Source organism: Marinilabilia sp. (assembly GCF_016278715.1).
Lineage (GTDB): Bacteria > Bacteroidota > Bacteroidia > Bacteroidales > Marinilabiliaceae > Marinilabilia.
Window position 1 is genome coordinate 1 of the sequence record NZ_JADQBH010000261.1, and the last position, 26,059, is coordinate 26,059.

Consider the following 26,059-nt stretch of genomic DNA (forward strand, 5'->3'; position numbering starts at 1 on the left):
ACACCACACTTCCATTCTTCAAACCATTGATAACCTCATCCACGGTCATGCCCATTTCAGCCTGAAATACATCTGAATAATCTTCCAGATTCACAACCTGAGGCTCAAACCTGCCAACCTCAAATTCAATATCCTGACCGACAATTGCCTCTATATCTGATTTCAAATAAGGATTTTCATCCTCCCCATACACATGTTTACTTGTTGCATCTTCAATGCTGTCCTCACAGGAAGCAACCATAAAGACCAGGCAACTCACCAGTGCATATATTATATTTCTTTTCATATTAATATCTTTTATTCAGGAATACATTTAATATTAGATTAATTTCCGTACCCCGGATTTTGTATGAGATTGGGGTTTCCATCCATAAAATCTTTCGGAATCGGGAAAATGTTGGTATAATTCTCTGTTGGATTAGTTTTTGCCTCTTTACAGAACCATGATTTTCCGTTATAGACATTTTGGTTTGAACCGCTGATTCTAAAGCGAATCAAATCCTGACGGCGATGATGTTCAGCAACAAACTCCCAGGCCAAATCATCCAGTAAACCACCCAATTCTATATTTTCTCCTCCTTCAAAAGTTGTTACCCAGATATCTTCTTCACCCATTTTTCCCTGATTTTCACGATACCCGTATTCATAAACACTTCCGCCCTTCAAATCCTGAACAGTACGCACAGCTTTCGCAGGATCATCCTTAAAGGCCCGCTGACGAACCTGAGTAACCAGTGCAGCGGCATCTGCCTCTGTTTCTCCTTTATGGCTTCCCAGGCGCAATAAGCATTCTGCTTTTATCATGTAAGCATCAGCCAAACGGAAGAAAGGAACATCATCATAACTGGTTCCGAAATCACCAGGAAGAATCTGGTATTTGATTAACCTTGCACCTTCGAAAGGATAGCAACCAGGATTGTCAATACTATGAAGTTCTTTAGTATAGGCCAGTGGTTCACCGTCAACGTATATTGGGTTTCCACTCTGGTTGTACTGTTGCCCAATTGTCCAGGTATCCTCAAAACGGCTGTCATCCTCATCATAAGTGTCAATAAATTGAGGTAATGCAGCACTTCCACCGGTTGCCCAACCATTAAAGTCCCAAACAGCTCTTCCTGCTGTATGAATCCACTTGTTTGCATAATAGTTCCCTCCGGCATATTTTTCTTCATACGGTATTCCGAAGATAATTTCAGGAGATCCTGAAATGTCCTCTTTAAAGTTATCGGAATAGTTGTTGGCCAAAGAAAATCTTCCGCTGTTAATTACCTCATTAACTTCATCGATAGCCTTTCCATAGTAAGTATTGTCTGAATGATTATTAAACCAGGCATTGTGATTCAAATACATCTTGGCAAGAAGCATATTAACGGTATAGTCATTAATTTGTCCCATCCCATTATCTTCTCCACACTTGCCTTTAATATCATTTAATTCACTTATGATGTAGTCCCATGTTTGCTGCGGATCTGCCTGTTCAGGCAACCAGCCTTCAGGATGATTGTAAGTGGTGTCCAACGGAATATTCCGGAATAAATCGAACAAGATATAATAATAAAGTGCCCGATAGCCTCTTAGCTGAGCAACAGCTGCTTCGGAGTTCTGAACAGCTTCATCAGCCAACAACTTATTACAGGCGTTAATTCCCGAATAGGCTCCGTTCCATTCCGTCCAGAAATGCCCAATTTGGGAATGAAACTCATGTTTGTGCATAGATACATAAAGGTCACCCCAGCCAATTCCTATCCGATAAGGGGTACACCACAAGTCGGAAGATTCACTCTGAATATCACTGTAGCCATTCCACCCCCAGTAAACACTGCGCAAACTACTGTAAACAGGAGAAAACATACTGGCCGCATCTTTTTCGGAAAACTCATACTCCTCGGCAGCAATGGTGTCGTAAATTGTCTCATCCAAATCAGTGCAACTACTGAATGAAAGTGCCAGCACACCAATTACTGCCACCTTTATGGATTTATATATTTTCATCTTCATATCTATCATCATTTTTTAGAATGTTACGTTTACACCAAAGGTAAATGAACGGATCACCGGATATTTATCTCTCCAGTCGATGCCTAAAGCCCTTACATTTCCATTTGAAAGTTCCGGATCAAGTCCGTCATATCCGGTAATACAGAAAAGATTATCTCCAGACACATAAGCACGGATTTTTTCCACATAACTGTTATGTCCAAGAGGAATTGTATAACCAACTGTTAAATTGGTCAACTTCAGAAAGTCGCCATCCTCCAGGTAGTAACTAACGATTGTTTGTTTCTGAGCTGAGGACAGGGTATGTTCTCCACCATAAGGTGCCTCCTGAACAGAACGCAATCGGTTATAGGCGATGGAGTTGTTCTCATAAAAGGCCCTGGGCTCATTTAATATCTGGAACCCCAACTGGCTGGTCATCTGGAAACTCAAATCGAAATCTCCGTAACGGAAACTATTGCTCCATCCCAAATAAACATCCGGCAAACCATTACCCAGATATTGACGATATTTATCATTGTTCAACATGTTATCAGTAAATTCTTCAGCTTCTCCGGTTTCAGGATTTTCTATCAACCACAAACCATTTTCTGAAACACCCACTGAATTAAGACCAAAAAAGTTTCCTAATGACTCGCCAACCTCAAGACGCTGAGTAGGGATTGTAATCGGTTCACCTAACCATGCATCATCCTGCTCATTTTCGGTTTCATACATGTCGTTGGAAAGACTTAGAAGTTTGTTCTGGTTGTGCGACGCAGTAATGGTGGTATTCCATTCGAAACGTCCATCTTTTACAGGAGTAGCATTAATTGCAACCTCAATACCACGGTTGCGCATTTCTCCCACATTGGCCAACGTTTCAGAATACAAATTGGGAGGAGTTGGTACTTTGAACCACCACAACATATCGGAAGTTTCCTTATTGTAGACATCAATAGAACCTCCCAAACGGTCGTTCAGCACACTAAAATCCAATCCAATGTTAACCTCGGTTGAGGTTTCCCACTTTAAATCGGGATTAGGGTTTGATGCCACTTCTAATCCCGGCTTCCATTCTCCGTTTTCATAATAATAAGAATTACCAAGGTTATAACGTGTCAGTGATAGATAAGATGAATTGGGAATTACACCTGTTTCACCATATCCTGCACGCAACTTCAGGGTCTCCAACCAATTTACATTACTCATAAAACCTTCATTGCTGATGGTCCACCCCAGTGAAGCAGAAGGAAAATTCCCCCATTCATTGTTTTCTCCAAACTTGGAGGAACCTTCCCGACGAATACTCAACAATGCATTGTATTTATTGGCATAACCATAGCTAACCCGGCCAAAAACTCCGATAAGCTTGTTGTCGTTTTTGTAGCTGCCCATTCCCGCTTTTCCTTCTTTCAATGCGGCACCTACATTCAAATTATTGTATTCAAAGAAGTCGGTCTGATAATCATAGTTATTGGCATTAAAACCCTGATTCATATTGTACTGATAACTATATCCGGCCAACACATTCAGACGATGATTCTGGAAGTTTTTGTTGTATTTGGAAGTTATTTCAAGATTATCCGTTTTGCTGTCGCCCTGCGAGTGATAAGCATAACCGGTGTGGTTATCCATTTTTTGGCTGAAATATTCAGAAGTGTAATATCCCTTATCATGGGAGTTTGAACGGCGAGTAGCTAACATCAAATTTGTTTCCCAGTCTTCGACAGGTTCTAAAGTAATATTACCTGTAATACGGGTCCACTCAGATTCGTAGCTACCTTTTCGTTCTTTGATCATCCCAACAGGATTGTAATAGTAGTTCACCTGGAAGTCTTCACGGAATGTCCCGTCTTCATTCCAGATTGGTTCGGTCGGGTTCCGAACGATTGCTTGTCGGTAAATATTGGAAGCTCCATTATCGTTGGCATTGGTTGCACTGTTTTCATGAAGACCTTTTACCATATTCAGGTTAACTTTCAACATATCATTCAGCATCCAATGCGATACATCAAAGCTCATGCGCATTTCTTCATTATAGGTATCAATTATTACCCCTTCTTCCTTACGATAATTAACATTACCGGAATAAGTAGTTTTGTCTGTTCCTCCTGAGATAAAGAAATCATGGTTGTGTGTAAAAGCTTTTCTGGATATAGCATCCAACCAATCAGTATCATAACCTTTATCGGTAAAATCAGTCAACCCTTCCCGGATTTCATCAGCACCCATAAAATCGAGGGTCTTTCCAAATTCAGATAAAGACATATATCCGGAATATCCTGCACGAGTGTCTGTTCCTCGCTTTCCGGATTTGGTGGTAATAAGAATTACCCCATTTGCGCCACGAGTACCATAAATTGCAGCAGCCGAGGCATCCTTCAATACATCTATTGACTCGATATTTTCGGGCGCTACAGTTCCAAGGCCTCCTTCCACACCATCAATTAACACCAGTGGAGTAGAACTTCCTTCCAAAGATATTACACCACGCAACCGAATGGTAGATTCCGCATTCGGATCTCCGGTTCCTTTTGAGATGGTCAATCCGGCGACTTTTCCTTTGATCAGTTCCGCAGCATCCTGCACTTTTCCCTGAATAAAATCTTCCGATTTAACACTTGAAACTGCACTGGTTACATCTCCTTTCCGCTGCGTACCGTATCCAATTACGACCACTTCGTCAAGACCCAGTACTTCAGGCTCCATCGAAACGTTTAACTGCGTTTGGTCACCAACTATTAGTTCCTGATTTTTCATACCTATAAATGAAAATACCAAAACGTCAGCCTCTGAAGAAACAGAAATTGAGTAGTTACCATTCATATCAGTAATGGTTCCCTTTGGTGTTCCTTTTACCTGAATGGTAACACCCGGAATAGGTTCTCCAATATCGTCGGTGACTGTTCCGATAATGGTTCGTTCGTCTTGCTGTAGAAAGAAACTACTTCTCCTTAACTGGTCATCCGAATAAATCTCTTTTAGATGATTGTCGGCTAACATGTGAACAGATCCTACCATAATTAATAGCAGGGAAACTTTCACAATTCTTAGAGTTCGATTAACAGTACAGGATAATCCTCCTGCACATTTGCATTTTTTTTTCATAGACAACTCAAATTTTATTTAATTAAACAAAAGCTTAATGGTCGACTAAAGGGCCTCCTCAATCTGTCATTCAAAGTTTCTTCTTTTTAAATAAGTTGGCAATCAAAGGCGTGCATAAAACTTTCACAAATGTGTAAATTCATTAACACTTTTTCACAAAAGGTTGTCTTTCAGCTATTTTAACATATTCAAACAAAAATATTTTCTGAAACTCTGGTTAATTATTATCAAAATGAAGAAATCTTCTGATGCGAGTGTCACAAGGCTGCAAGAGAATTTTTATTGAGAGTGGATTAAAAATCACACGAAAACCATAACTAATGTGTAAAAAACTTGCACAACTGTGCAAACACAATTAAAACAAAAGGATAGAAAGGAATTGAGAAAGTTAAAGTCATAATACCCGGGCAGCACCAGTCAAATATTGATACATTCACAAAAGGGAAGTGAACTATTATTAACCGGAAATTTAGACAAGTAATAGTGCTGCCAAAGAGAGTGCATCCTTTTTCAGATGGGTATTAGGCAGGAAACAGAGTGTTAAATCTTGAAATAATCTCTTGGTGACTGCCCATAAAATTCTTTAAAACAGCGTGTGAAATAAGCAGGACTGGAGAATCCCGTCTCATACGAAGCCTCGGTAATATTACATTTCCCTGAGCTTATGAGTTTCTCGGCCTCTTTTAATCTAATGATACGGATAAATTCTGTGGCTGAACATCCGACAATTCCTTTTAATTTTTTGTGAAGCAAGGAACGACTCACACTTATTTCATTGATTAAAAATGTAACATCAAGTTGTTCACTATTAAGATGTTTTTTTACGAGATTCGTTAGCTTCTCGATAAAGTTTTTATCCGATTCGGAGCAACCTAACTCCCTGGTAGTGAAAGTAGAGTCTTCGCGAAAACGTTCAATAATCCGTTGTTGGGTTTTCAATATATTATCAATGACCTGAGTAAGCATTTCCGGGAAGAATGGTTTTCCAATGAAATAATCTGCACCGGTCATTAACCCCTCCAATTCATTCTTAACTCCCGTTTTAGAAGTAAGTAAAACAACAGGGATGTGAGAAGTCTTTAGGTCTGTTTTAATTGTTTTGGTAAATGTAATGCCGTCCATTTCGGGCATCATAATATCACTGATAATCAAATTCGGAGTAAATTCATGTAACTTCTCAAGCGCTTCCCGCCCATTATAAACATATTCCACATTATAATTATCCTCCAGTATTTCAACCAGAAATCTGACCAATTCAATATTATCTTCGACCAGGAGTATTTTAGGCTTTCCTAGTGAAGTGCCAGTTGGGACGATTACTTTCCCCAATGCAGCTTTTGATATTATTATTTCGGGATCTTCTCTTCGTTCAAAAACTTGTTCTTTTTCTATTAATATCTCTTCTTCTGAAAAATCGGATTTGGAAACAGGTAGCGTAACAGTAAAAACAGAACCGGTACCCAATTTACTCTTTACCTCTATTCTGCCCCGATGAAACATGACCAAACTTTTGACATAAGCTAACCCAATTCCGGAATTAACCGATTGTGAGTGTTCATCATCTACCTGAAAAAAGCGGTCAAAAACCTTATCTATCAGTTCCGGAGCAATTCCCTTTCCGGTATCTGATACGCGTATTACAAGATCGTAATTATTGTTTTCTGACTTTTTTCCCCTGCAGATGGCATTTACGTATAACTCTATTCTGCCACCTCCATCGGTAAACTTGAAAGCATTGGATAAAAGGTTAAGCATGATCTTGTCAACCTTACTTCCATCAAACCAGATTTCCGTTGGATGATCCGGGGTGTTTACAACAAATTCAATATCCCGGGAATCAGCCAATTCTGTGAATGATTCAGCTATATCATTTGTATAACCAACAATATTAAGTTGAGATACTTTCAACTGATCCTTACCTGTTTCAATCTTTCTAAATTCCAGAAGCTGGTGTATCAGATGAAACAGACGGTTTGCATTCCGTTCTATTCCAGTGAGTCCTTTTTTCAGAGCAGGATTCATCTTTTCCTCCACCATTAACCGGCTAAGCGGTCCGATAATTAGTGTTAAAGGAGTTTTAAGTTCGTGCGAAATGTTCGTAAAGAAATCCAGTTTAACACGGTGAATTTCATCTTCATGTTCCCGTTCCCGACGTTCCAGCATTAACAAGGCTCTTGATTTTTCAATGTTTTTCCCCACTTTTAATACCAGTGCCAGAAAAAACAATACGAACAGAAGATAACTTACAAATGCCACTTTGGTCAACCACCACGGAGGTTGAACCACAACCTCAAGAATTCTTCCTTCCTCTGAATTTCTAATATCGCCCAGCGAAGCTTTTACATGGAAAGTGTATTTTCCGGGACTTAGGTTAGTATAAGTAGCAAAATTCCGCGTTCCCACAAAGTTCCATTCATCCTCAAAACCTTCAAGATAATACGCATACTGACAACTTCCAATTGAAGAATACGCAAGTGCTGCATACTCTATTGTGAGAACATTCTGATCATAATCCAAAACAATTTTCTCTGATTTATTCAAAGATTGCTCCAATCGTTTGTATTCTCCGGGAAGGACCTCCTCATTAAATAGTTTCATCCCCGTAAACTTCACCTCCAATGCGTCAGATTCCTGCCATGGGCGCTCTTCATTGAACGAAATCATCCCATTATTCCCTCCAAAGTAAATATTGTTTCCACTGTCTATATAAGACGCCCGGTAGTTAAATTGGTTAAAGGGAATACCTGAATTACTGTCATAAAGGATATAGATATCCTCATCAGGAGAAAACCTCACCAACCCTTTATCACTACTGGCCCAGAACCAGCCATAATCACCTTCTTCAAGGCTGAAAACCCAGGACACGGGAAAGCCGGTTTCATTATTAAAAAATTTTAAGTCACCACGTTCTTCATTATATCTGCACAACCCTTTGTAACAATCTCCAAACCAGACATTTCCCCTTGAATCAGTCTTCACAAAATTGATATTCTTCATCTCCGGTATTCGGTCAAAAGTAAAAAGTGAATCTGTAGCAGGAATATACCCATAGACGCCGGCAAAAGAAGTAAACCATAATTTTTCTGTTGAACCTGCTATACTCTCAAACTGAAATCCACCTAATTGGTCCGGCTTCAATGGAGAGAAAGTTCCAGTGACCTTATTATGTACAATAATGCCCTGGGAAGTAGAAATGTATATGGAGTCTCCGGCTTCCAAAAACGAATAGATGGCATCGGCAAGCAATCCTTTTGTATTATCCGGGTTCAAATGTTTGATTTCATTGGTTTTTGTATTTAATATATTTATTCCTCCGGTGTAGGTGGCTATCCATAATTCATGTTCTGATACAAATAGGAGATCGTGAAGATTATTGTATGATAAGTGTGCCGGACCTTTGTTCTCGGCATAATGTATAATTTCTCCCGATTCTCTATCAAATTTATTGAGTCCGTTATCTTCAAGCCCAATCCACAAATCCCCTTCACCATCCTCAGTCAGGCAACTAACAACATTTCCCCTCAACTCTCCATTTCCCAATCCGGGACTCCATGTTCGAAAAAAGTTCTTCTTATTACTCCAAAAATTAATACCTCCAAAATAAGTTCCCAACCAAATATTTCCCTCTGCATCACAAAATGCATCATAGATTGGGTTGCTATTCAAACCTGTAGGATTATGCAAGTCAAAACTATGTAAAGTCAAGTTGCCCGTTTCCAAATCATAAATGGCCAATCCGTCCTCACTTCCTATCCAGATACGACCTTGTTCATCTTCTGTAACACAATGCACTAGGTTATGTGGCAAATAATAGGGGCTTTCCTCTTTTTTGGAATACATTTGGTAATTTCCGTCAGAAAGCCGAAAACGGACAAGGCCATATTCGTACATCCCCAACCAGACATTCTCTCCTGAATCAACAAAAAACAGTGTAGCTGGTTGCGTTCCCAATTCATCCGGGACATCAAAATATTTTACTCTTTGTCGGTTTTTATCAACAACCAACATTTGCCTACCATTGGTAAGTATTACGATTACTTCAGGGGTTTCAATAAGATTGTTAAACCCCATGTCGAAAGCAAATGACACAAAAGGATATTTTGCATCAAACGGTTCCTCCACCCCCGTTGATGCATCCAAAAATGTAATCCTGTCTGCTTTGCAAATCCAAAAACCATCGTCTGTAGGAACTACCGATAACGCTGAACCTACTTGATTCAACAAATTATAGGGACGAAAACACTCTCCATAACTATCGAAATAGTAGTATTTTTGATTTATTGTACGAGTAATTAAAAGGGAATCAAAAGCCAGGTATAGTTTATCTCCAAAAATTTTGATTTTGCCGCCTGAAGTATTATAGGCAGGAAACTCCTTAAAGGCCTGGCCATCAAATCGCGTTACAGTAGCGCGTGTAGCAAACCACATAAAACCATCTGCATCCTGTTTTATACTTTTCACATACGATGATGGTAATCCATCTTCATTGGTGTAATGAACAAATTCAGGAGATTTAATTTCTGACTTTACAAATGTCGAAAGAAAACAAAAAGTTAAAATCCAAATCAATCGGTACATATCCATCTTCTTTTACAAAAAGCAATATTCACCCTTTATCTAAAGGCAAGAACAAAAAAAACACAACATTTTTTTGTACTAGAGTATCCAGCACTCAAATAAACCGATGCCATATCTTCTGTAATAATTATTAAAATGCTTTTGTAAAATCATTTTCCTCTCACATCAATATCTCCACAAATATAATTAACCTTTGATGTTTTTTAGCACTTTTTAAAGTTGTCTGATTCAAATTTTTTCTTGGCTTTTGCCTGTAAACATGCAAAATTAATTTAGCATTGGCTTAGAGACAGAATTCGAATGGTAGGCTAAACCTGCAAAAATATTATTGGAGAATAATCCATATTCGACAACACTTGTAACCCAAAATCCGCAAGGAATAATTAAAAACGCGGTATTCCTTGCGGATTCGATTAAGTAAATCATCTTATTTGGACTCATTCTTCACCCAAATGAGTGATTTTCTAAATCGGGGTTAACCTATTTTCACAAAGGTCTTTAAAGAGAAATGGAAAACCTTTGCGGAAATTAGATTTAACTTAAATCGCATTTTAGTATTGACAAATAAATTCTTTTGTACTAATTTGGTTTCGGGTTAGGGTTAAGGTTTGAAAGGTCTGTCGGAATGCCGATGGGCCTTTCTATTTTGAACTCTAAAAAGTCGTACTACTATCTGCTTATCTTTATCATTGACTCATTTCTAATGCCTCTCTTGTCAACTTTTTATTCTTTAAATTCATCCCGGCTTCAATTTCAGTCATCAAAACAATTGTTCGTTATAAAGCAGAGGTCAGTTTATTATAGGTTAACAAAGAATAAACGGACAATTTCTTTATCAATAGTCCGTTAAAAATAGCTTAAACGCAAAAACGCAAAGTTTTTATTATGAGTGAGTTATGCTCTGCTCTCTTGGCTTCGTAATGAATTGATTATCAACTATTTTTAAAAGTTTAACGTAGTATTGTTTATTATACAGACATAATTTTTACTTTTAAGCTTAACAATTTATCTTTGAAACTTCAAACAAAAAATTCCGTCATAGAATTGAGTGTGTCGGAATTTTTAATACAAGCAATCGCCACTGAAGGCTGCTTAATTCACAAATAATACAGTCAAGATAAGTTGTGCTGGTTCAATTTAAACCGGGAACCTTACAAACAAAAAGTCATCTTCAAAAATTAGTTACTAACAAAAAACTTTTTTTATGAACAGGATTCTTTTATCTATGGGTCTGATTTTTATACTCATTGTATCTGCTTCTGCACAGGAAGGAACAAAGTGGATTGGGGGAACAATTAACATCTCCAGTAACACAACAAATGATAGGACGACCTCAAGGACAACCATCATGCCGGAGTTTGGGTATAATCTCGATAACAAATGGGCCATTGGGGGACGCCTGGGGTTTAGCACCTTAAAAGATGAGGAGGTGGGTGGAACCAACAAAACCACAACCACCTCAATCATTCCATTTGCCAGATACAATTTTGGCAATCTGGGAAGTTTTCAGATTTTCGGTCAGGGAGAATTGCCCCTCAACTTTTATGGTGGGGAGTTTTCCAATGGCACATCCAAAGACAACTCTAATTCCTTTGGGTTGAGTGTTCGTCCGGGTCTTTCCTATTCCTTCAACAACAACTGGGGTTTCAATATGCTTATGCCGTCTGTTTTTGCATTTACAAGTGACAGCAATGATTCCTCTTCTTTTAAGCTTGGTATAAACGATAGTTATTCCGTTCAAAGCTATCTACTTGATACGGCCATAGGGTTCGTCTATAAATTTTAAGGAAAATGGAAACCCGAACGAAACAAACAGAAATAGCAATTGCAGGGCATAGCACGTTTTTGGTGAGTTATGTCCTGCCTGGCTCTAAATCAATAGACCGTTAGATCTTTAGATATAAGAATTAAGATAAATCGCATAACATTGAAAATCTGCACTTTAACACAAAACAATTTTTAACAATAAACAACTGATTCAGAGGTTTTTGTAAAAGTTTAACGGACTATTATAAATGAAACTACAAAGAATTACCATCAATTAAATCAAGCATCCAGGAGTAAAGAGTTTCATCCCGGGAGAAACATGGGGGGACTGCTGTTGGGTCATTAATCATTTTAATGCAATAACCGATGCCTAATATCTGGATTTTTTTGGTCGTTATTATTTCAAGTCTTATAAAAGGGATTACTGGATTTGGATTTGCACTGTTTTCTTTTCCGTTGTTGTTATTCTGGTATTCGCCCAAAGAGATTATCCCTGTTTTAATGATTTGTAATCTCATTGCATCTATCCTCATTGTACTTCAGCGCAAAGAACATAAACTTCTGGATAAGAACTCCTATTTACTGATAAGTGCCGGAGGAGTTTTCACTATCGCCGGTGTAGTAGCTTTGAGTTCTACAACGGGCGAAATGCTGGTAAAACTTTCAGGTGTATTTTTCATCGGGCTCACGTTCTATTCAATAAGGACAAGAAATAAAAACAATGAACTTCCCTCCCACAATTATTTTACCGCAGGTGCACTGATTGGCTTTCTCACGGGAGCTGTATCAGTAAGCGGACCTCCGTTGGCGCTATTTCTTAACCGGGCAAAAGTGAGCAACCGTAAATTCAGAGAAATATTTGCTGCCTTTAGCGTGGTAACGGCGGTTATTGCTATAATTGGCTATTTTCAGGCCGGAATGATAACTGCTCAAATTCTCAAAACTTCACTGATGTTTTCCCCAATTCTTCTGGCGGGAACCATTGTTGGCAAGAGGTTGAATTATATTATGTCGATTAACAGTTTTCAAAGCACAAATATTGTGCTCACGCTGATTGCAAGCATCTTACTTATTGTTCACTAAACCACTTTACACCAAAAGAGAAATCATTGGTTATTTGTACCGGTAAGCAAATGTGAACCAGTGATTTTTTCTGTATTGGCCCATTTTCTGTAAAAACTATTTAACAAATTGCTCTGTGCTTTTCCAAATAGCCAGTCATGGATGTTGAATTATTATTTTTGTCTGCACGATACATATTTTAACAGCAAGTATCAGAACAATTACCCCAGACTCCCCGATTTTATTATTTTTGTAGTCCCTGCCTGAAAAACCGTAAAAAGATATTAATATGAGAAGAGCACTGAATTACATGGGAGTATTTACTCTTATGACCCTTCTGGTATTGGGTTCCAGCAAAGCCAATGCCTGTACCAATGTATTAGTTACAAAAAATGCATCGGCTGATGGTTCTACAATGATATCCTATGCAGCTGATTCACACGTTTTATTCGGAGAGCTATACTACTGGCCGGCGCAGGATTATCCTGATGATGCGATGCTGGATATCTACGAGTGGGACACCGGAAAATATCTGGGACAAATCAAACAGATCTCTCATACCTACCGTGTGGTCGGGAACATGAATGAAAACCAGGTATCAATTGCCGAAACTACATTTGGGGGTCGCAAAGAGTTGCGCGACACAACCGGCATAATGGACTACGGAAGCTTGATATATGTTGCGCTTCAAAGAGCTAAAACCGCACGCGATGCCATAAACATCATGACCTCTCTGGTTGAAGAATATGGATACTACAGTTCGGGTGAAAGTTTTTCTATTGCGGATCCAAACGAAGTCTGGATTATGGAAATGATTAGTAAAGGTCCAAACAACAAAGGAGCTGTTTGGGTAGCCAGGAAAGTGCCTGACGGATATATTTCCGCTCATGCCAACCAAGCCCGCATCACCACTTTTCCACTCAAAGATGAAGAGAATTGCCTCTATTCAAAGGATGTAATATCTTTTGCTCGTGAAGAAGGATATTTCGATGACAAAAACAAAAATTTCAGTTTTGCCGATATTTATGCTCCGTTGGATTATAGTGCTATTCGGTTTTGTGAAGCGCGTGTTTGGAGTGCCTTTCGGCAAGTCAATGAAAAGGAAGCCGACAAATATGAAGACTTTATCATGGGCGAATCAGAAGAACGGATGCCCCTGTTCTTTAAACCGGAAAAAAAAGTTACCGCCCGTGATGTAATGAACATCATGCGCGACCATTTTGAGGAAACCCCCCTGGACATGACCAAAGATGCAGGTGCAGGTGCCTACAATGTGCCTTATCGCTGGCGTCCGCTTACCTGGGAGGTCGATGGAGAGGAATATCTCAACGAACGGGCCATTGCTACACAGCAAACAGGTTTCTCTTTTGTTGCCCAGATGCGAAACTGGCGTCCCAATCCAATAGGTGGAATACTTTGGTTTGGCGTAGATGATGCCGATGCATCGGTTTATGTCCCCATGTATGCAGGCATACAAAGTGCTCCGCATGAATTTGCTGAAGGAAACGGAAACATGCTTGAATTTTCCTGGGATGCAGCATTTTGGGTGTTCAATTGGGTATCAAATATGTCATACAGTCGGTACAGCTACATGATAGAAGATATCAGAAAAGTTCAAAAAGAACTGGAAGATAAGTTTGAGCAGATGCGACCAGCCATTGACAATACTGCCAGTGCTTTATATGAGCAAGATCCGGAAATGGCAGAACAATTTCTGACTGAATACAGTCATAATCAGGCCAGGATTACGGTTAAAAAATGGCAAGAACTTGGACAGTTTTTGATGGTAAAATATCTTGATGGTAATATTCATCCGGAAAAAGACGGAAAGTTTCTGAAAAATGAATACGGTAACCCGCATTCACCGGAATATCCGGGATATGACGACGGGTATTACCGAAATGTGGTTAAAGATGCCGGAGAAAAACTTAAAATGAAAGAGGTTCCAAAAAACAATTAAATTTAAGCCTGTTCATTTATTTAGCAGGGAGGCAGTGTTGAAAAAACATTGCCTCTTTTTTTAACAAAAAAACTATATTCACAGTCAGATATAGAAACAAGCGAATTATGAAGTTATCAGAAATAGGCGAATTCGGCTTTATCAACCGGTTTTCAGAAAAATTTTCGTCCCTCAATAGAAATGAGGAATGTGGTATTGGTGACGACTGTGCAATCATGCCCCTTGATGATCAACACGACCAAATAGTTACCACCGATTTGCTCATTGAAGACATCCATTTTCTGCGATCTGAAATCACACCTTTCGACCTTGGCTATAAAGCATTGGCAGTTAACCTGAGTGATATTGCTGCAATGGGTGGAAAACCCACAGCCTCCTTTCTTTCTATTGCACTACCTGGGGATACCGATGTTGAGTATATGGATCAGGTAATGGAGGGCTATCATAACCTGAGTGAGAAATACCAGGTTCCGCTGTTGGGGGGAGATACCACCAAATCGCCCGATAAGATTGTAATCAATGTTTGTGTAACAGGCCGGGTAAAAAAAGGAACAGCCAAACTTAGGTCGGCAGCCACCAATGATGATTTTATTTGCGTAACAGGCCCTTTGGGAGATTCCGGAGCAGGGTTAAAAATATTATTAGAAAAAATCAACCCTGATTCATCTTCCCGGAAACTTATTTCCTGGCACAACCGTCCGGAACCGGCAATTAACGAAGGGCTTTGGCTGGGCAACAAAACCGGAGTAAATGCTATGATGGATATTTCGGATGGAATTGCCTCCGACCTTTTGCACATTCTTTCCAAGTCAGGTAAGGGTGCCACAGTTTATGTTGAATCAATTCCACTTTCTACAGCCCTTAAAGAAACGGCAGACCATAACGGATGGAATGCTTTAGAACTGGCTCTTACAGGAGGCGAAGATTACAGATTGCTTTTAACAATAAGCAGCCGATCCTTCAAAAAGTTAGAAAAGGAATACAACAAAGAATTTCAGATTCCGATTTCTTGTGTGGGTAGAATTACAGAAAAGAACCCCGGTCAAATAATATGGATGAAAGAGAATCAGCCCTATTCGCTCGACAGAGGTGGGTTTAATCATTTCCGGGAATAACAAAACAACAGGTTATTTGGGGATTTTCTATAAATATTCCCGAATAGTCCAGATTAAAAAAGCAGCCAAAACCAGGACAATGATGGTTAAACCGGCAATCTTGTTAATCCAGAAGAGCCGACGAAGATTAATTTTGCTTCGGAAGAGCCCCACCACAGAAGTAAGAATGGTCCACCAAACAGCAGCACCCACAAAAACACCGGAAATAATAATCAGGTGGCCAGTCAGTCCGTAATCTGTCTTAAGAACTCTGAAGCCGGCAAAAAAAGCAATAAAAAGAAAAATTGCCAACGGATTGCTTAAAGTCAAAAGAAATGTGGAGACAACATCACTCACCAGATTGTGCTTCCCGGCTTTTTGTTTTCTCAGTTGAGTGGCTGGATTGGTACGAAATATTTTCACTCCTAGGCCGGTTAATATAATCACTCCTCCCAATTGAATCCACAATATCTGTGCTTCGATAAAAGTAACAATATAAGACAAACTAAATCCGGCAATTATAGCATATATTGTATCCGAAAGAGCTGCCCCAAAACCTGATAAGAGGCCCGAGGTTCTTCCATTTTGTAAGGTTCGTTGTATAATTAAAACTCCTATCGGCCCCAGGGGTAGAGAAGCAGAAAAACCAACCAGCATTCCGTCCAAAAGTGTGCTCCAATACATTAATCAGTATTTTTATTGGCTACAAAGATTGAAAAATACTGCTAAACAACCGGCATCTTTCATCATGTTTTTGTGATCAATTGCTTAACTTTGAATCAAGGTAACAAGAGAGACAAAACATCAAATCACTGTTTGATAATATTTTGGATATTTTTATTAACACAAAATTAACATAGACTTAACAAGGGCAAAACATCATGAAAGTTTATAGCAAGTATGTTTGCACCCGGAAAAAATAAACTATTCTTCAACAAATGGAAACAATTTATTTAGTACTCGTTGGCGTTTTATTTTTGCTGGCCATATCCGATCTTGTGGTTGGTGTCAGTAATGACGCAGTAAATTTTCTAAATTCGGCCATTGGCGCCAAGGTAGCATCATTCAGAACGATAATGATAATCGCTGCACTTGGCGTTTTTATTGGTGCCAGTTTTTCAGGTGGAATGATGGAAGTTGCACGTAAAGGGATTTTTAATCCGCAGTACTTTACATTCGAAAACATCATGATCATATTTATGGCGGTCATGATTACCGATGTTATTCTGCTGGATTTGTTCAATACGTTCGGTCTGCCCACCTCCACCACGGTTTCTATTGTATTTGAATTGCTGGGGGCTGCCATAGGCGTTGCACTCATCAAGTCAATGAACAATCCGGAAATGGGGCTAAGCGAATACATCAACTCAGCCAAGGCACTGGCCATTATCTCAGGAATACTACTTTCTGTAGTGGTATCTTTTACTGTGGGTATGATTGTTCAGTACATTGCCAGGGTTCTGTTTTCGTTCAATTTTCAAAGACGAATTAAATATTTTGGTGGATTATGGGGTGGTGTTGCCATCACAGCCATTACCTACTTTTTGATTATTAAAGGGGCTAAAGGAGCCGCTTTTATGTCGGAAAACGTCCAGACGTGGATTACAGCGAACGGAAATTTAATTATCATCTACAGTTTAATTTTCTGGACAGCTGTTCTGCAGGTTTTTTATTGGTTTTTCAAAGTAAACATACTAAAATTCACTGTTTTAGCTGGAACCTTCGCGCTTGCAATGGCTTTTGCCGGAAACGATTTGGTTAACTTTATCGGTGTACCGCTGGCTGGTTTTGAGGCTTTTAAAAACTTCATGGCTGATGGCGGAACCAACCAGGATATGCTGATGACATCTCTTGCGGGAAAAGTTAAAACCGACACCTACCTTTTAGTCATCGCCGGGTTAGTTATGGTTGTTACGCTTTGGACGTCTAAAAAAGCCCGGAAAGTTGTAAAGACATCACTTGACCTTGGACGTCAATCAGAGGGAGAGGAACGATTTGGTTCATCTTTCTTTGCTCGTTCCATCGTTCGGGGAAGCATTGCTGTTTCCACTTCCGTTAACAAAATTATCCCTGCCAGGGTGACAAAATTTTTGGACAGGCAGTTTGACAGCTCATTCTACGAAGAAGAACGGCAAAAGTCGACCAAAGAAGAAGCAGCTTCCTTCGACATGATTAGGGCCTCTGTCAATCTGGTGGTAGCAAGTATTCTTATTGCATTTGCAACTTCAATGAAATTACCGCTGTCCACTACCTATGTAACTTTCATGGTGGCCATGGGTACTTCCTTATCCGACCGGGCCTGGGGACGTGAAAGTGCTGTTTACCGTATTACCGGTGTAGTCTCGGTCATTGGGGGATGGTTTTTTACTGCTTTTTCAGCAGCCACCGTTGCATTTATTTTCGCCAATCTTATGATGTTTGGTGGTGCCTATGCCATTTTTGCTCTGGTAGTCCTTGCAGCCTACATGGTTTACCGGACACATGGCATATCCAAAAGGCAGGAATCTGAATCCAAAACCTTTGGGGACCTTGAAATCGAAGAAATTGACGGAGAAATTCTTTCAGAAAAGGTATTGGAAAAATGTCGCACCAGCGTCTCTAAAGTCCTTAAAGAAGTCTCCAAAAATTATGGCAATACTCTGAATTATTTTGAAGCTGAAGATCGTAAGCACCTCAAAGAAACCACCAAAGAGATTTCTTCGCTCAATAAGAAAATTAAAAAGCTTAAATCAAACATCTATAATACGGTAAAAAAATTACAAGAAGAATCTATTGATTCGGGTCTTTACTATGTTCAGGTAATCGACTATCTCAGGGAAACAACTCATTCACTGACATTTATCACCACTCCATGTTTTGAACACCTTGACAACAATCACAAAGTATTTTCTGATGATCAATTCGAGGAGATCAACATTCTGGAAAGCAAAGTTCGATCACTGATTACCAAATCTATCACAATGATCGACCAATCAGAATTCGGCAATCTTCAGGATTTGGTTGATGAACAAGGTAAGTTAATTGACCTGATTAAAGGACTCAGAAAAAAGCAGCTAAAGCGCATCAAAAAAGAGAAAGCAGGAACAAAAATCAGTATGCTGTATCTCTCGGTTTTACATGAGACGCAAAATATGCTACTTCACCTGATTAATTTGCTGAAAGCACAGAGGGACTTTGTAGCAGCTCACAAAAAATAATTTATTCTATTCAGGAAGGAGCATATTTACACAGGATATGCTCCTTTTTTACTTTTTAATTGTTGGGAAAATGTTTTCAGTTAAACAAATTGTATTACTCACTTTTGTGGGTTTGACAACTACATTTCCGTTACTTGCTCAGGAGTCTGATGACACAGAATTCATACCTTCCGGAGAAGTCTTTGGAAAGATATTCACTAATTTCAATACCTCTCTGTCAGGACCCGATCAACAGACCGCCTTTGAGGTACGACGGGCTTATCTTGGATACGAATATCAAATCTCGAAAGAATTCTCCGCCGAAGTAAAAATCGATATTGGCTCACCAAATGACGCTTCTCAGTACTCTTTATTACGCCGATTCGGATATTTCAAAACTGCAAAAATTCAATACAACCCTTACGATTTTCTGGAATTAACTTTTGGATTACAGGATGCGACCCAATACAAACTCCAGGACAGTTTCTGGAAACGACGTTATATTAATGAATCATTAATGGGGGCTTACAAATACGGCTCCAGCGCTGATATCGGTGCTAAAGTTGCCTTCCTGACCGACCTGTTCGATATCGACATCGCACTGTTTAATGGAGAAGGATATTCCAGTCTGCAAAATGATAATACCTTTAAAGCAGCACTTGGAGCAACTTTCCGTCCTGTTGATGGACTAATCACCCGTATATATGGAGATTTATCCAGCAAAACGGTGAATCAGGGAACTACCTCATTGTTTGCCGGGTATCGTCATAGTTTATTTTCGTTAGGTGGTGAATATGCAGTGCATTTTAACCGCAATTTTCAGAAAGACCACAACATCGAGGGTTTCTCAATACTTGGCGATGTAAAAGTATTACCAAAGATTTGGATTTTTGGTCGGTTCGATAAAATTGAATCCAACATTCTGGATGGTGATAGTGTGCCGTGGAATCTGGCTAAAGACGAAACCGCCATAACTGCGGGTATTGAATTCATTCCAATAAAGGCCATAAAAATCGCTGCCAATTATCAGGACCACTATCCTACCGCAAAAAATACGGAAGCAGTATCAGCCTTTTTTCTCAATCTCGAAGCATCCTTTTAAAAGCAAAAGAGTATGAAGCATATTAATATTCTATCAATATTCATCGGGTTCATCCTTTTGGCAGGAGAAGCCGGTTGCCGGGATTCGGAATACACACTGCCTGATGAATTTGTTGTTGTCACTGACAATGGCGGAGGCACTGGAACAACGACCTGGACTTCAGACAACAAATACCTGTTGGATGGGATTGTTTTTGTAAACGACGGCCAAACATTAACCATCGAACCGGGTACTGTCATCAGGGCAAGTACCGGTCAGGGTGCGGAAGCCAGCGCATTGGTGGTTGCCCGCGGAGGAAAAATAATGGCCGAAGGAACTCCTGATACGCCCATTGTTTTTACCGTTGAAGGTGATGACCTTCGAGGGTCTGTTCCTCTGGAAGCGAATGGACTTTGGGGTGGAGTTATTGTTTTGGGTGATGCACCGGTTAACACCATTTCCGGAGAACAAATGATGGAAGGTATTCCCTTTGAAGATCCCCGCGGAATGTATGGTGGCAACAATGAAAACGACAATTCAGGAATTCTTAAATATGTCTCTATTCGTCATGGAGGCACTGAGCTCAGCAAAGATAACGAAATCAATGCTCTGACGCTTGGAGGTGTCGGGAGTCAAACCACCCTCGAATATGTTGAAGCAATTTCTAACAGAGATGACGGTTTTGAATTCTTTGGTGGCACAGTAAACGGACGATATCTCTTATCTGCATTTTGTGGTGATGATGCTTTCGACTTCGATTTGGGGTATAAGGGCAATTGCCAATTTATCGTCGGACTTCAGGCTGGATCCACAGGTGATTTGCTGGTAGAGTTAAGTGATAACGAAGGTTTTCCGTCCACGCGCCCTCATATTACCAATGGCACATTTATAGGGCGTGGCATGGATGAAAACGGACAGGCCGCACGCTTCGACAACAGTTCTGCCGGCATCATCTCCAACTCTCTATTCCTGCATCAGAAACAGGGAATACTTATTGAATATTCAGGGAATCAGCTGGATAGCTACCAACAATTTATCGACGGTTATATTCAGGTTCTAAACAATATTTTCTACATGACAGGAAATAATTCAGCCCTGCACATTCTTGGAGTTTATTCTTATGATGTTGACGACGTAACCGAACAGGATGAAAGGGTCTCACAATATTTTGCTACCGGCAACAACATACTGGAGAATCCACAAATAGAATACAATCCACAGGAAATAGGCGAAATGAATTTGCTTCCAAAAAACAATATGGTTGGTGAATTCTTTATTCCCTCCGATTCCTGGTTTGAACAGGTTGATTTTAAAGGGGCATTTGGACCCATCAACTGGCTCAACAAATGGAGCTTACTTGACCAGGAAGGTCTTTTGAGTGAATAACTCAAAATTTTTACGCACAAAAAAAGCATTGAAAAATTTCTCTTTCAATGCTTTTTTTGTGTGTTTCTATCTGATAAATTTTATTTTGATATCAGATTAATATCATTCATCAATTTGTCGCGGTAAGATTTACCAATTGGAATCACTTTGGTACCACTATCTGTCTTAATAACCACTGAATTATCCTCAATCACCTTTATTTTACTGAAATTCACAATAAAAGAGCGGTGAATTCGCATAAATCTGTCAGCCGGCATCTTATCGGCTATAGATTTCATGGTAAAGTGAATCGTATACTTCTCATTAAAAGTATTGAGCACTACATAATTTTCCAGAGCTTCAATCCACAAAATATCGTCGTATTTAATACGAACTAAAGAGCCATTATTCTTGATAAATATCTCTGTACTTTCTTTTACAGGGCTTTCTTTTTTATCAAATCTTTCTCTGGCTCTGTTTACCGCTTTGATAAAACGACCAAACTGAACAGGCTTCAGGAGATAATCTGTTACATCGTATTCATAAGACTCCAAAGCATATTTCTCCTGAGAGGAATAAATAATAACCTGAGGAATTATATCCAATGATTCCAAAAACTCAATACCTGACATCTCGGGCATTTCAATGTCCAAAAATATCAAATCAACTTTTTCCGCATCAGGTTGGTTCAGCGAATTGATTGCCTCAACCGCACTAGAATAAGAGCCTGCCAAATGTAAGCCTTCGGTGCGGTCAACAAATTCTTCAATTATTTTTATTGACAGCTTGTCGTCATCAATAATGATACAATTCATAGATATTCATTTTGGTCAAAAATACAAAATATCTTCAAATAATCCCACTGTAAATTAAGCAATTTATTGACTTGCTCCCTAAAAAAGATTACTTAATCTATATTTTTCAGGGTTTTCGTCAAAAAATCCGATTCAATGTTTTCTACTCACCTGATTGACTTCCTGATACATTCAAAACAGTGTTTTGTAGTTTACTTTTATTTCGTGGAAATTTATTTTTATTATTACGGATCTTTCAGGCAAATGGTTGCAAAAGTAATGCAGTAACAATAAGATTATTCAAACTATTTCTCCCCGACAATAAAAACCATTGCATATTTGCGGGCTTTATCTTAAATATTCCGGGCTATTTTCTGGTTTAGCTCTTCCCGGAAAGAGTTAAATCAACTTCTTTCATTGCAACAAATTAATTGACTTTCCAGGTATTTTTAAGGCACTAAAAAAGAGGGCATCTCAATGCATGAAACACCCCCTTCTTATTTGTTTGACCAAAAAAGAATTAGTTTACAGCATCAGTCAATTCACTTCCAGCTTTAAACTTAACAACTTTCTTGGCAGGAATTTGGATTTCCTTACCGGTTTGAGGATTACGTCCTGTACGAGCACTTCTTTCTGATATAGAGAAAGAGCCAAATCCTACAAGTGCAATCCGGTCACCTTTTTTCAACGCATCACCGGTTACTTTAATAAAACCATCGAGTGCTTTTTTAGCATCTGCTTTAGTCAATCCTGATTCACCAGCGATTGCTTCAATTAATTGAGCTTTGTTCATAATAAAATTTAATTTTTAGGGTTAAAAACTAAGTTTCCCATTCTTCTATCCACAAATATAGACGGTTTTTGGTGTTTACCAAATTCCAGCGCCTAAAAAATGCATCAAATTGCGTTTTTTTTTGAACAAAGTTAAAATTTCGTATTTGAATGGTATGTTTTTTACAAATCAACGGGGGTGCATGATGAACGATATTTTGACAATTATTTCCTTTAATAATAATTGTTTTATGATAAACAAAATAGTTAATAATTGTTTATGGGTAATTCTGTTTTCCACAAAACAATCATCCCCAGCAGTGAATTAAAACAAATACATTACAGCTGAATTGCCTGTTTTTCAGCAAAATATTAAACCACTGTTACTACATTTTGAAATTAAATCAGATTCATTATCCGGTTTACCAGAGGGATAAGCACCTCTCCCACTTCTGAAGACCTATAATGGATCCAACCATTACAGCGTAAGTTCATCATTTATCATTCTTGATATATATTGTTGAAGATAAGCTTTTAGAAGATTTTCTGCTTCTTCCAAATCCACCTGCCCATTTAGGTTCTCTTCCTGCAAAGGATCGGACTTTAAGTCATAAACCCCTGTAACAGACTCACCATCAAAATAGATAACATAGTTTTTGAAAAGAAATTGATACGATTCATTGGTGTAGTTGACCACAAATCGTTCTTCTTTTCCTTTAGAAAACAGATCGTTTCCAAATGCCACATAAGGATATGGATAATCGAGAAATGACAGTACGGTTGGCATAATATCGGTTTGTTGGGCAAGCCCTGCATCCAGTTTCTGAGGAATATCTCCGGGTTTAAAGAAAATCAACGGAACTGCAAAACCCTCCACCGGTGTTTTGTATTCTTCGTGGAATGGAATGGTACAATGATCAGCGGTTATAATGAACAAGGTATTTTTGAACCAGGTGGTTTTCGATGCACTTTCAAAAAATTTGCGAAGAGCCATGTCAGAATATCCCATAACCTCATGCAAAGGGAGAGGTCCTTCCGGAAAAGAATCTACATATTGCTGAGGAACTGCAAAGGGATGATGAGACGACACTGAAAACAGTGTTGTAAAAAATGGTTCTTTCAACCGGCTCATGTCTCTGGCAAAAAACTGAAAAAATGGTTCATCCCAGATGCCCCACATGCCGTCAAAGTCTTCATCATTGTTGTATTCCGTTTTACCGAGGTACTGGTCATATCCGGCCATTTTTGTAAATGCCATGAAGCCCATTGAACCATTTGGTGCCCCGTGATAGAAAGCCGATTCATAACCTATTTGGGATAAAAGACCTGCCAGGCCGTTTATTTCATTATTTGCATACTCTGATACAATATATGGCTGAACCAAAGAAGGCACCGATGCAATAATGGAAGGCAATGCATCGATAGATTTCCGCCCATTGGCATACGCCCGGTCAAAAGCCCATGATTTGGAAATAAGACTGTCCAGAAATGGTGTAAAGCCTTCATAAGTTCCCTTTTCCAGATTTTTATTCAATGCTCCTATGTGCTCGCGACCAAAACTTTCCAGAATAAACAATACCACGTTAGGTCTTGTTTGTTCCACATTTCCTCTTGAAGCTGACTTTTCCGGCTGATTAACGGGAGAATAGATTTTCGCCAATTCATCTTCTTCAAAATAATGAACAGGCTGAAAAACAGACTTGCCAAAAGTCCTAAGAATTGAAAAGGGAGTGTTCAGCACAATCGCGACCTGCTCCGGTCGCTCTACATGCCTTGCGGCGTTGCTGATGTTTATAGGGCGTGTGCTATGTCGAAATCCGCCTCTCATTCCCCCAATGGCCAAACCACCGGCAAGTGCCAATACAACAGTTGACAACACCAGATACTTCCAGCCAAATGTTTTTAAAGCAGGTTTGGGTTTAAAACGATTGTATAAAAATCCAAGCAAAAACATAAAGGCAATCCACAACAAGGTGGCATACCAATAATCTACAATAAACCGTGCCCACAAGGCTCCCATGTTCTCTTCATTGGAAAACTGCTTAAAAACGCCTGCTGTAGTCCGTTTTAAAGTGAAACGGAAATAAATGGTATCTGCAACATTTAACGCCAGGGCGATGCCATTGGTTATTAAAAACAGCCACTTCAGGCTTTTCTGATACCAACCTGTAAATTTTGCCTTCAAGGGAAGCAAAGAGAAAGCCAGAAAAAGCGAATTTACATATAACAGCGCACTTAAGTCAAACCGAAGGCCACCAACCAGCAAATTTAGAAAGGTTCCTAAGGAGATCTCTCTAAACAAATCGGCATTGAACCAAAAAAAAGTTAACCTGCTGACAGTAAACAACACCATTATCAGCACAAAACGCACGATTAACACACCAAATTCATGAAGGGACCAGCTCTTATTCATTTATTCCTGTTTATTAAATTCAGGATGCAAATTTACAAGAAAAAACTGCCCTTTAAAGAAAAACCTCTCCGGATGTCATCAAATGCCCCGCAGAGGTTAGAAAAAATTTTCTCTCACTGTTTTATTTGCTCTTTCTGGCCTGGTCTCTAATTTGGTCAATCCGTGCCAATACTTCACGCAGACTCTCGGCTGATGAACTCTGACCTTCGGCCTTCTTACCGGCATACCGCCCTTTTTCTTTGGACATGATTGGTTTTTTTTCCTTTTCTTTTTGTGACCTCAGCTCAAAGTTGGTATAAATCCGGGGCTCTGAAAAGCTCTCTACCTGTTCATAATCAAGAAAATCAAGATATCTTAATAATTCCTCAAAAAAAACAGCTTTATCGTCTCTGACTTTTATTCGATAGTGTTTCATATTAACTCCTGTTTTTTTCTGATTTTACGTGGCAGAAAAATAATTATATTTCATACAATAATCTGAACAACAATGTACATACAAATTCTGATACGGCTTTTCCAGATACTTATCATTCAACCCATTCAACAGAAAATGCCATGATTCAAAAACTCTCCTATAGTAAATTTATGACAAAAAAGCAGCAACATCAAGACCTATCATAATTATTTTTTTCCATTATTGTCCGGGGGGAATTGAAAAGAAAAAATGAATACCATTTAAAGGCCCTGCCATTGTGGTCGAAGCAAAGCAATCTCTTTTGTTTGCCGGGTACCAGTGTTTTTTTGTTTAAAATCAACCCTGCGCTAAATAAATATTTTAAAAGAACTGTCGGGCTTGTTGGGGCCGACCTTGGCAGGTAAGCCTAAAAACAATATTGTTTCATCGAAAAATCGTCTGTGGTTGAATCTCACGCGCACAGCAAGTGAGATGAGTTGGGACGATTTCGAGGGA

At 39.1% G+C, this 26,059-nt stretch carries 16 protein-coding genes; 7 read left to right on the forward strand and 9 right to left on the reverse strand.

Annotated elements, in window-relative coordinates; all coding sequences use genetic code 11:
• From QZZ43_RS15915 to QZZ43_RS15930, 4 genes are all read right to left on the reverse strand, one after another.
• A partial coding sequence (locus tag QZZ43_RS15915; RefSeq protein ID WP_291861445.1) for a hypothetical protein occupies positions 1–286 on the reverse strand: 286 nt, incomplete at its 3' end.
• Between the two features lie 38 nt (positions 287–324).
• The gene (locus tag QZZ43_RS15920; RefSeq protein WP_291861447.1) at positions 325–1,998 is read right to left on the reverse strand and encodes a RagB/SusD family nutrient uptake outer membrane protein; all 1,674 of its coding nucleotides are present in this window, start codon (positions 1,996–1,998) and stop codon (positions 325–327) included.
• A 15-nt stretch (positions 1,999–2,013) separates the two neighbouring features.
• Positions 2,014–5,088: a TonB-dependent receptor gene (locus QZZ43_RS15925; RefSeq protein ID WP_291861448.1), complete on the reverse strand. Its 3,075-nt coding sequence runs from the start codon at positions 5,086–5,088 to the stop codon at positions 2,014–2,016.
• A 540-nt stretch (positions 5,089–5,628) separates the two neighbouring features.
• Complete coding sequence (locus QZZ43_RS15930) at positions 5,629–9,666, reverse strand: hybrid sensor histidine kinase/response regulator transcription factor (protein WP_291861450.1); 4,038 nt, start codon at positions 9,664–9,666, stop codon at positions 5,629–5,631.
• Between the two features lie 1,204 nt (positions 9,667–10,870).
• Between QZZ43_RS15930 and QZZ43_RS15935 the strand changes: the two genes are divergently transcribed.
• The 4 genes from QZZ43_RS15935 (at position 10,871) to thiL (ending at position 15,570) form a co-directional block, all read left to right on the forward strand.
• Entirely contained in the window at positions 10,871–11,452 is a 582-nt protein-coding gene (locus QZZ43_RS15935; protein WP_291861452.1) for an outer membrane beta-barrel protein, read from the forward strand.
• A gap of 347 nt (positions 11,453–11,799) precedes the next feature.
• Entirely contained in the window at positions 11,800–12,516 is a 717-nt protein-coding gene (locus QZZ43_RS15940) for a sulfite exporter TauE/SafE family protein (RefSeq protein ID WP_291861454.1), read from the forward strand.
• Positions 12,517–12,784: 268 nt separating this feature from the next.
• Complete coding sequence (locus QZZ43_RS15945) at positions 12,785–14,455, forward strand: C69 family dipeptidase (protein WP_291861455.1); 1,671 nt, start codon at positions 12,785–12,787, stop codon at positions 14,453–14,455.
• A gap of 107 nt (positions 14,456–14,562) precedes the next feature.
• On the forward strand, positions 14,563–15,570 hold the full coding sequence (gene thiL, locus QZZ43_RS15950) for a thiamine-phosphate kinase (protein ID WP_291861457.1): 1,008 nt from the start codon (positions 14,563–14,565) through the stop codon (positions 15,568–15,570).
• A gap of 27 nt (positions 15,571–15,597) precedes the next feature.
• Here the strand turns inward: thiL and QZZ43_RS15955 are convergent, their stop codons facing one another.
• Positions 15,598–16,233 (reverse strand): LysE family transporter, encoded by a 636-nt coding sequence (locus tag QZZ43_RS15955; RefSeq protein ID WP_291861459.1) that lies wholly within the window; start codon positions 16,231–16,233, stop codon positions 15,598–15,600.
• Positions 16,234–16,487: 254 nt separating this feature from the next.
• Between QZZ43_RS15955 and QZZ43_RS15960 the strand changes: the two genes are divergently transcribed.
• The 3 genes from QZZ43_RS15960 (at position 16,488) to QZZ43_RS15970 (ending at position 21,192) form a co-directional block, all read left to right on the forward strand.
• Positions 16,488–18,746: an inorganic phosphate transporter gene (locus tag QZZ43_RS15960; RefSeq protein ID WP_291861461.1), complete on the forward strand. Its 2,259-nt coding sequence runs from the start codon at positions 16,488–16,490 to the stop codon at positions 18,744–18,746.
• Between the two features lie 70 nt (positions 18,747–18,816).
• Positions 18,817–19,827: a porin gene (locus QZZ43_RS15965; RefSeq protein WP_291861463.1), complete on the forward strand. Its 1,011-nt coding sequence runs from the start codon at positions 18,817–18,819 to the stop codon at positions 19,825–19,827.
• Positions 19,828–19,839: 12 nt separating this feature from the next.
• Positions 19,840–21,192: a hypothetical protein gene (locus QZZ43_RS15970; RefSeq protein ID WP_291861465.1), complete on the forward strand. Its 1,353-nt coding sequence runs from the start codon at positions 19,840–19,842 to the stop codon at positions 21,190–21,192.
• An 80-nt stretch (positions 21,193–21,272) separates the two neighbouring features.
• Here the strand turns inward: QZZ43_RS15970 and QZZ43_RS15975 are convergent, their stop codons facing one another.
• From QZZ43_RS15975 to QZZ43_RS15990, 4 genes are all read right to left on the reverse strand, one after another.
• Positions 21,273–21,986, reverse strand: coding sequence for a LytTR family DNA-binding domain-containing protein (locus QZZ43_RS15975; RefSeq protein ID WP_291861467.1), 714 nt, complete (start codon positions 21,984–21,986; stop codon positions 21,273–21,275).
• Between the two features lie 499 nt (positions 21,987–22,485).
• Entirely contained in the window at positions 22,486–22,758 is a 273-nt protein-coding gene (locus QZZ43_RS15980) for an HU family DNA-binding protein (protein ID WP_010662861.1), read from the reverse strand.
• A 456-nt stretch (positions 22,759–23,214) separates the two neighbouring features.
• Positions 23,215–25,149: an LTA synthase family protein gene (locus tag QZZ43_RS15985; protein ID WP_291861470.1), complete on the reverse strand. Its 1,935-nt coding sequence runs from the start codon at positions 25,147–25,149 to the stop codon at positions 23,215–23,217.
• 121 nt (positions 25,150–25,270) lie between these two features.
• Positions 25,271–25,564, reverse strand: a complete 294-nt coding sequence (locus tag QZZ43_RS15990) for a hypothetical protein (protein WP_291861471.1) — start codon at positions 25,562–25,564, stop codon at positions 25,271–25,273.
• Between the last annotated feature and the right edge of the window lie 495 nt (positions 25,565–26,059).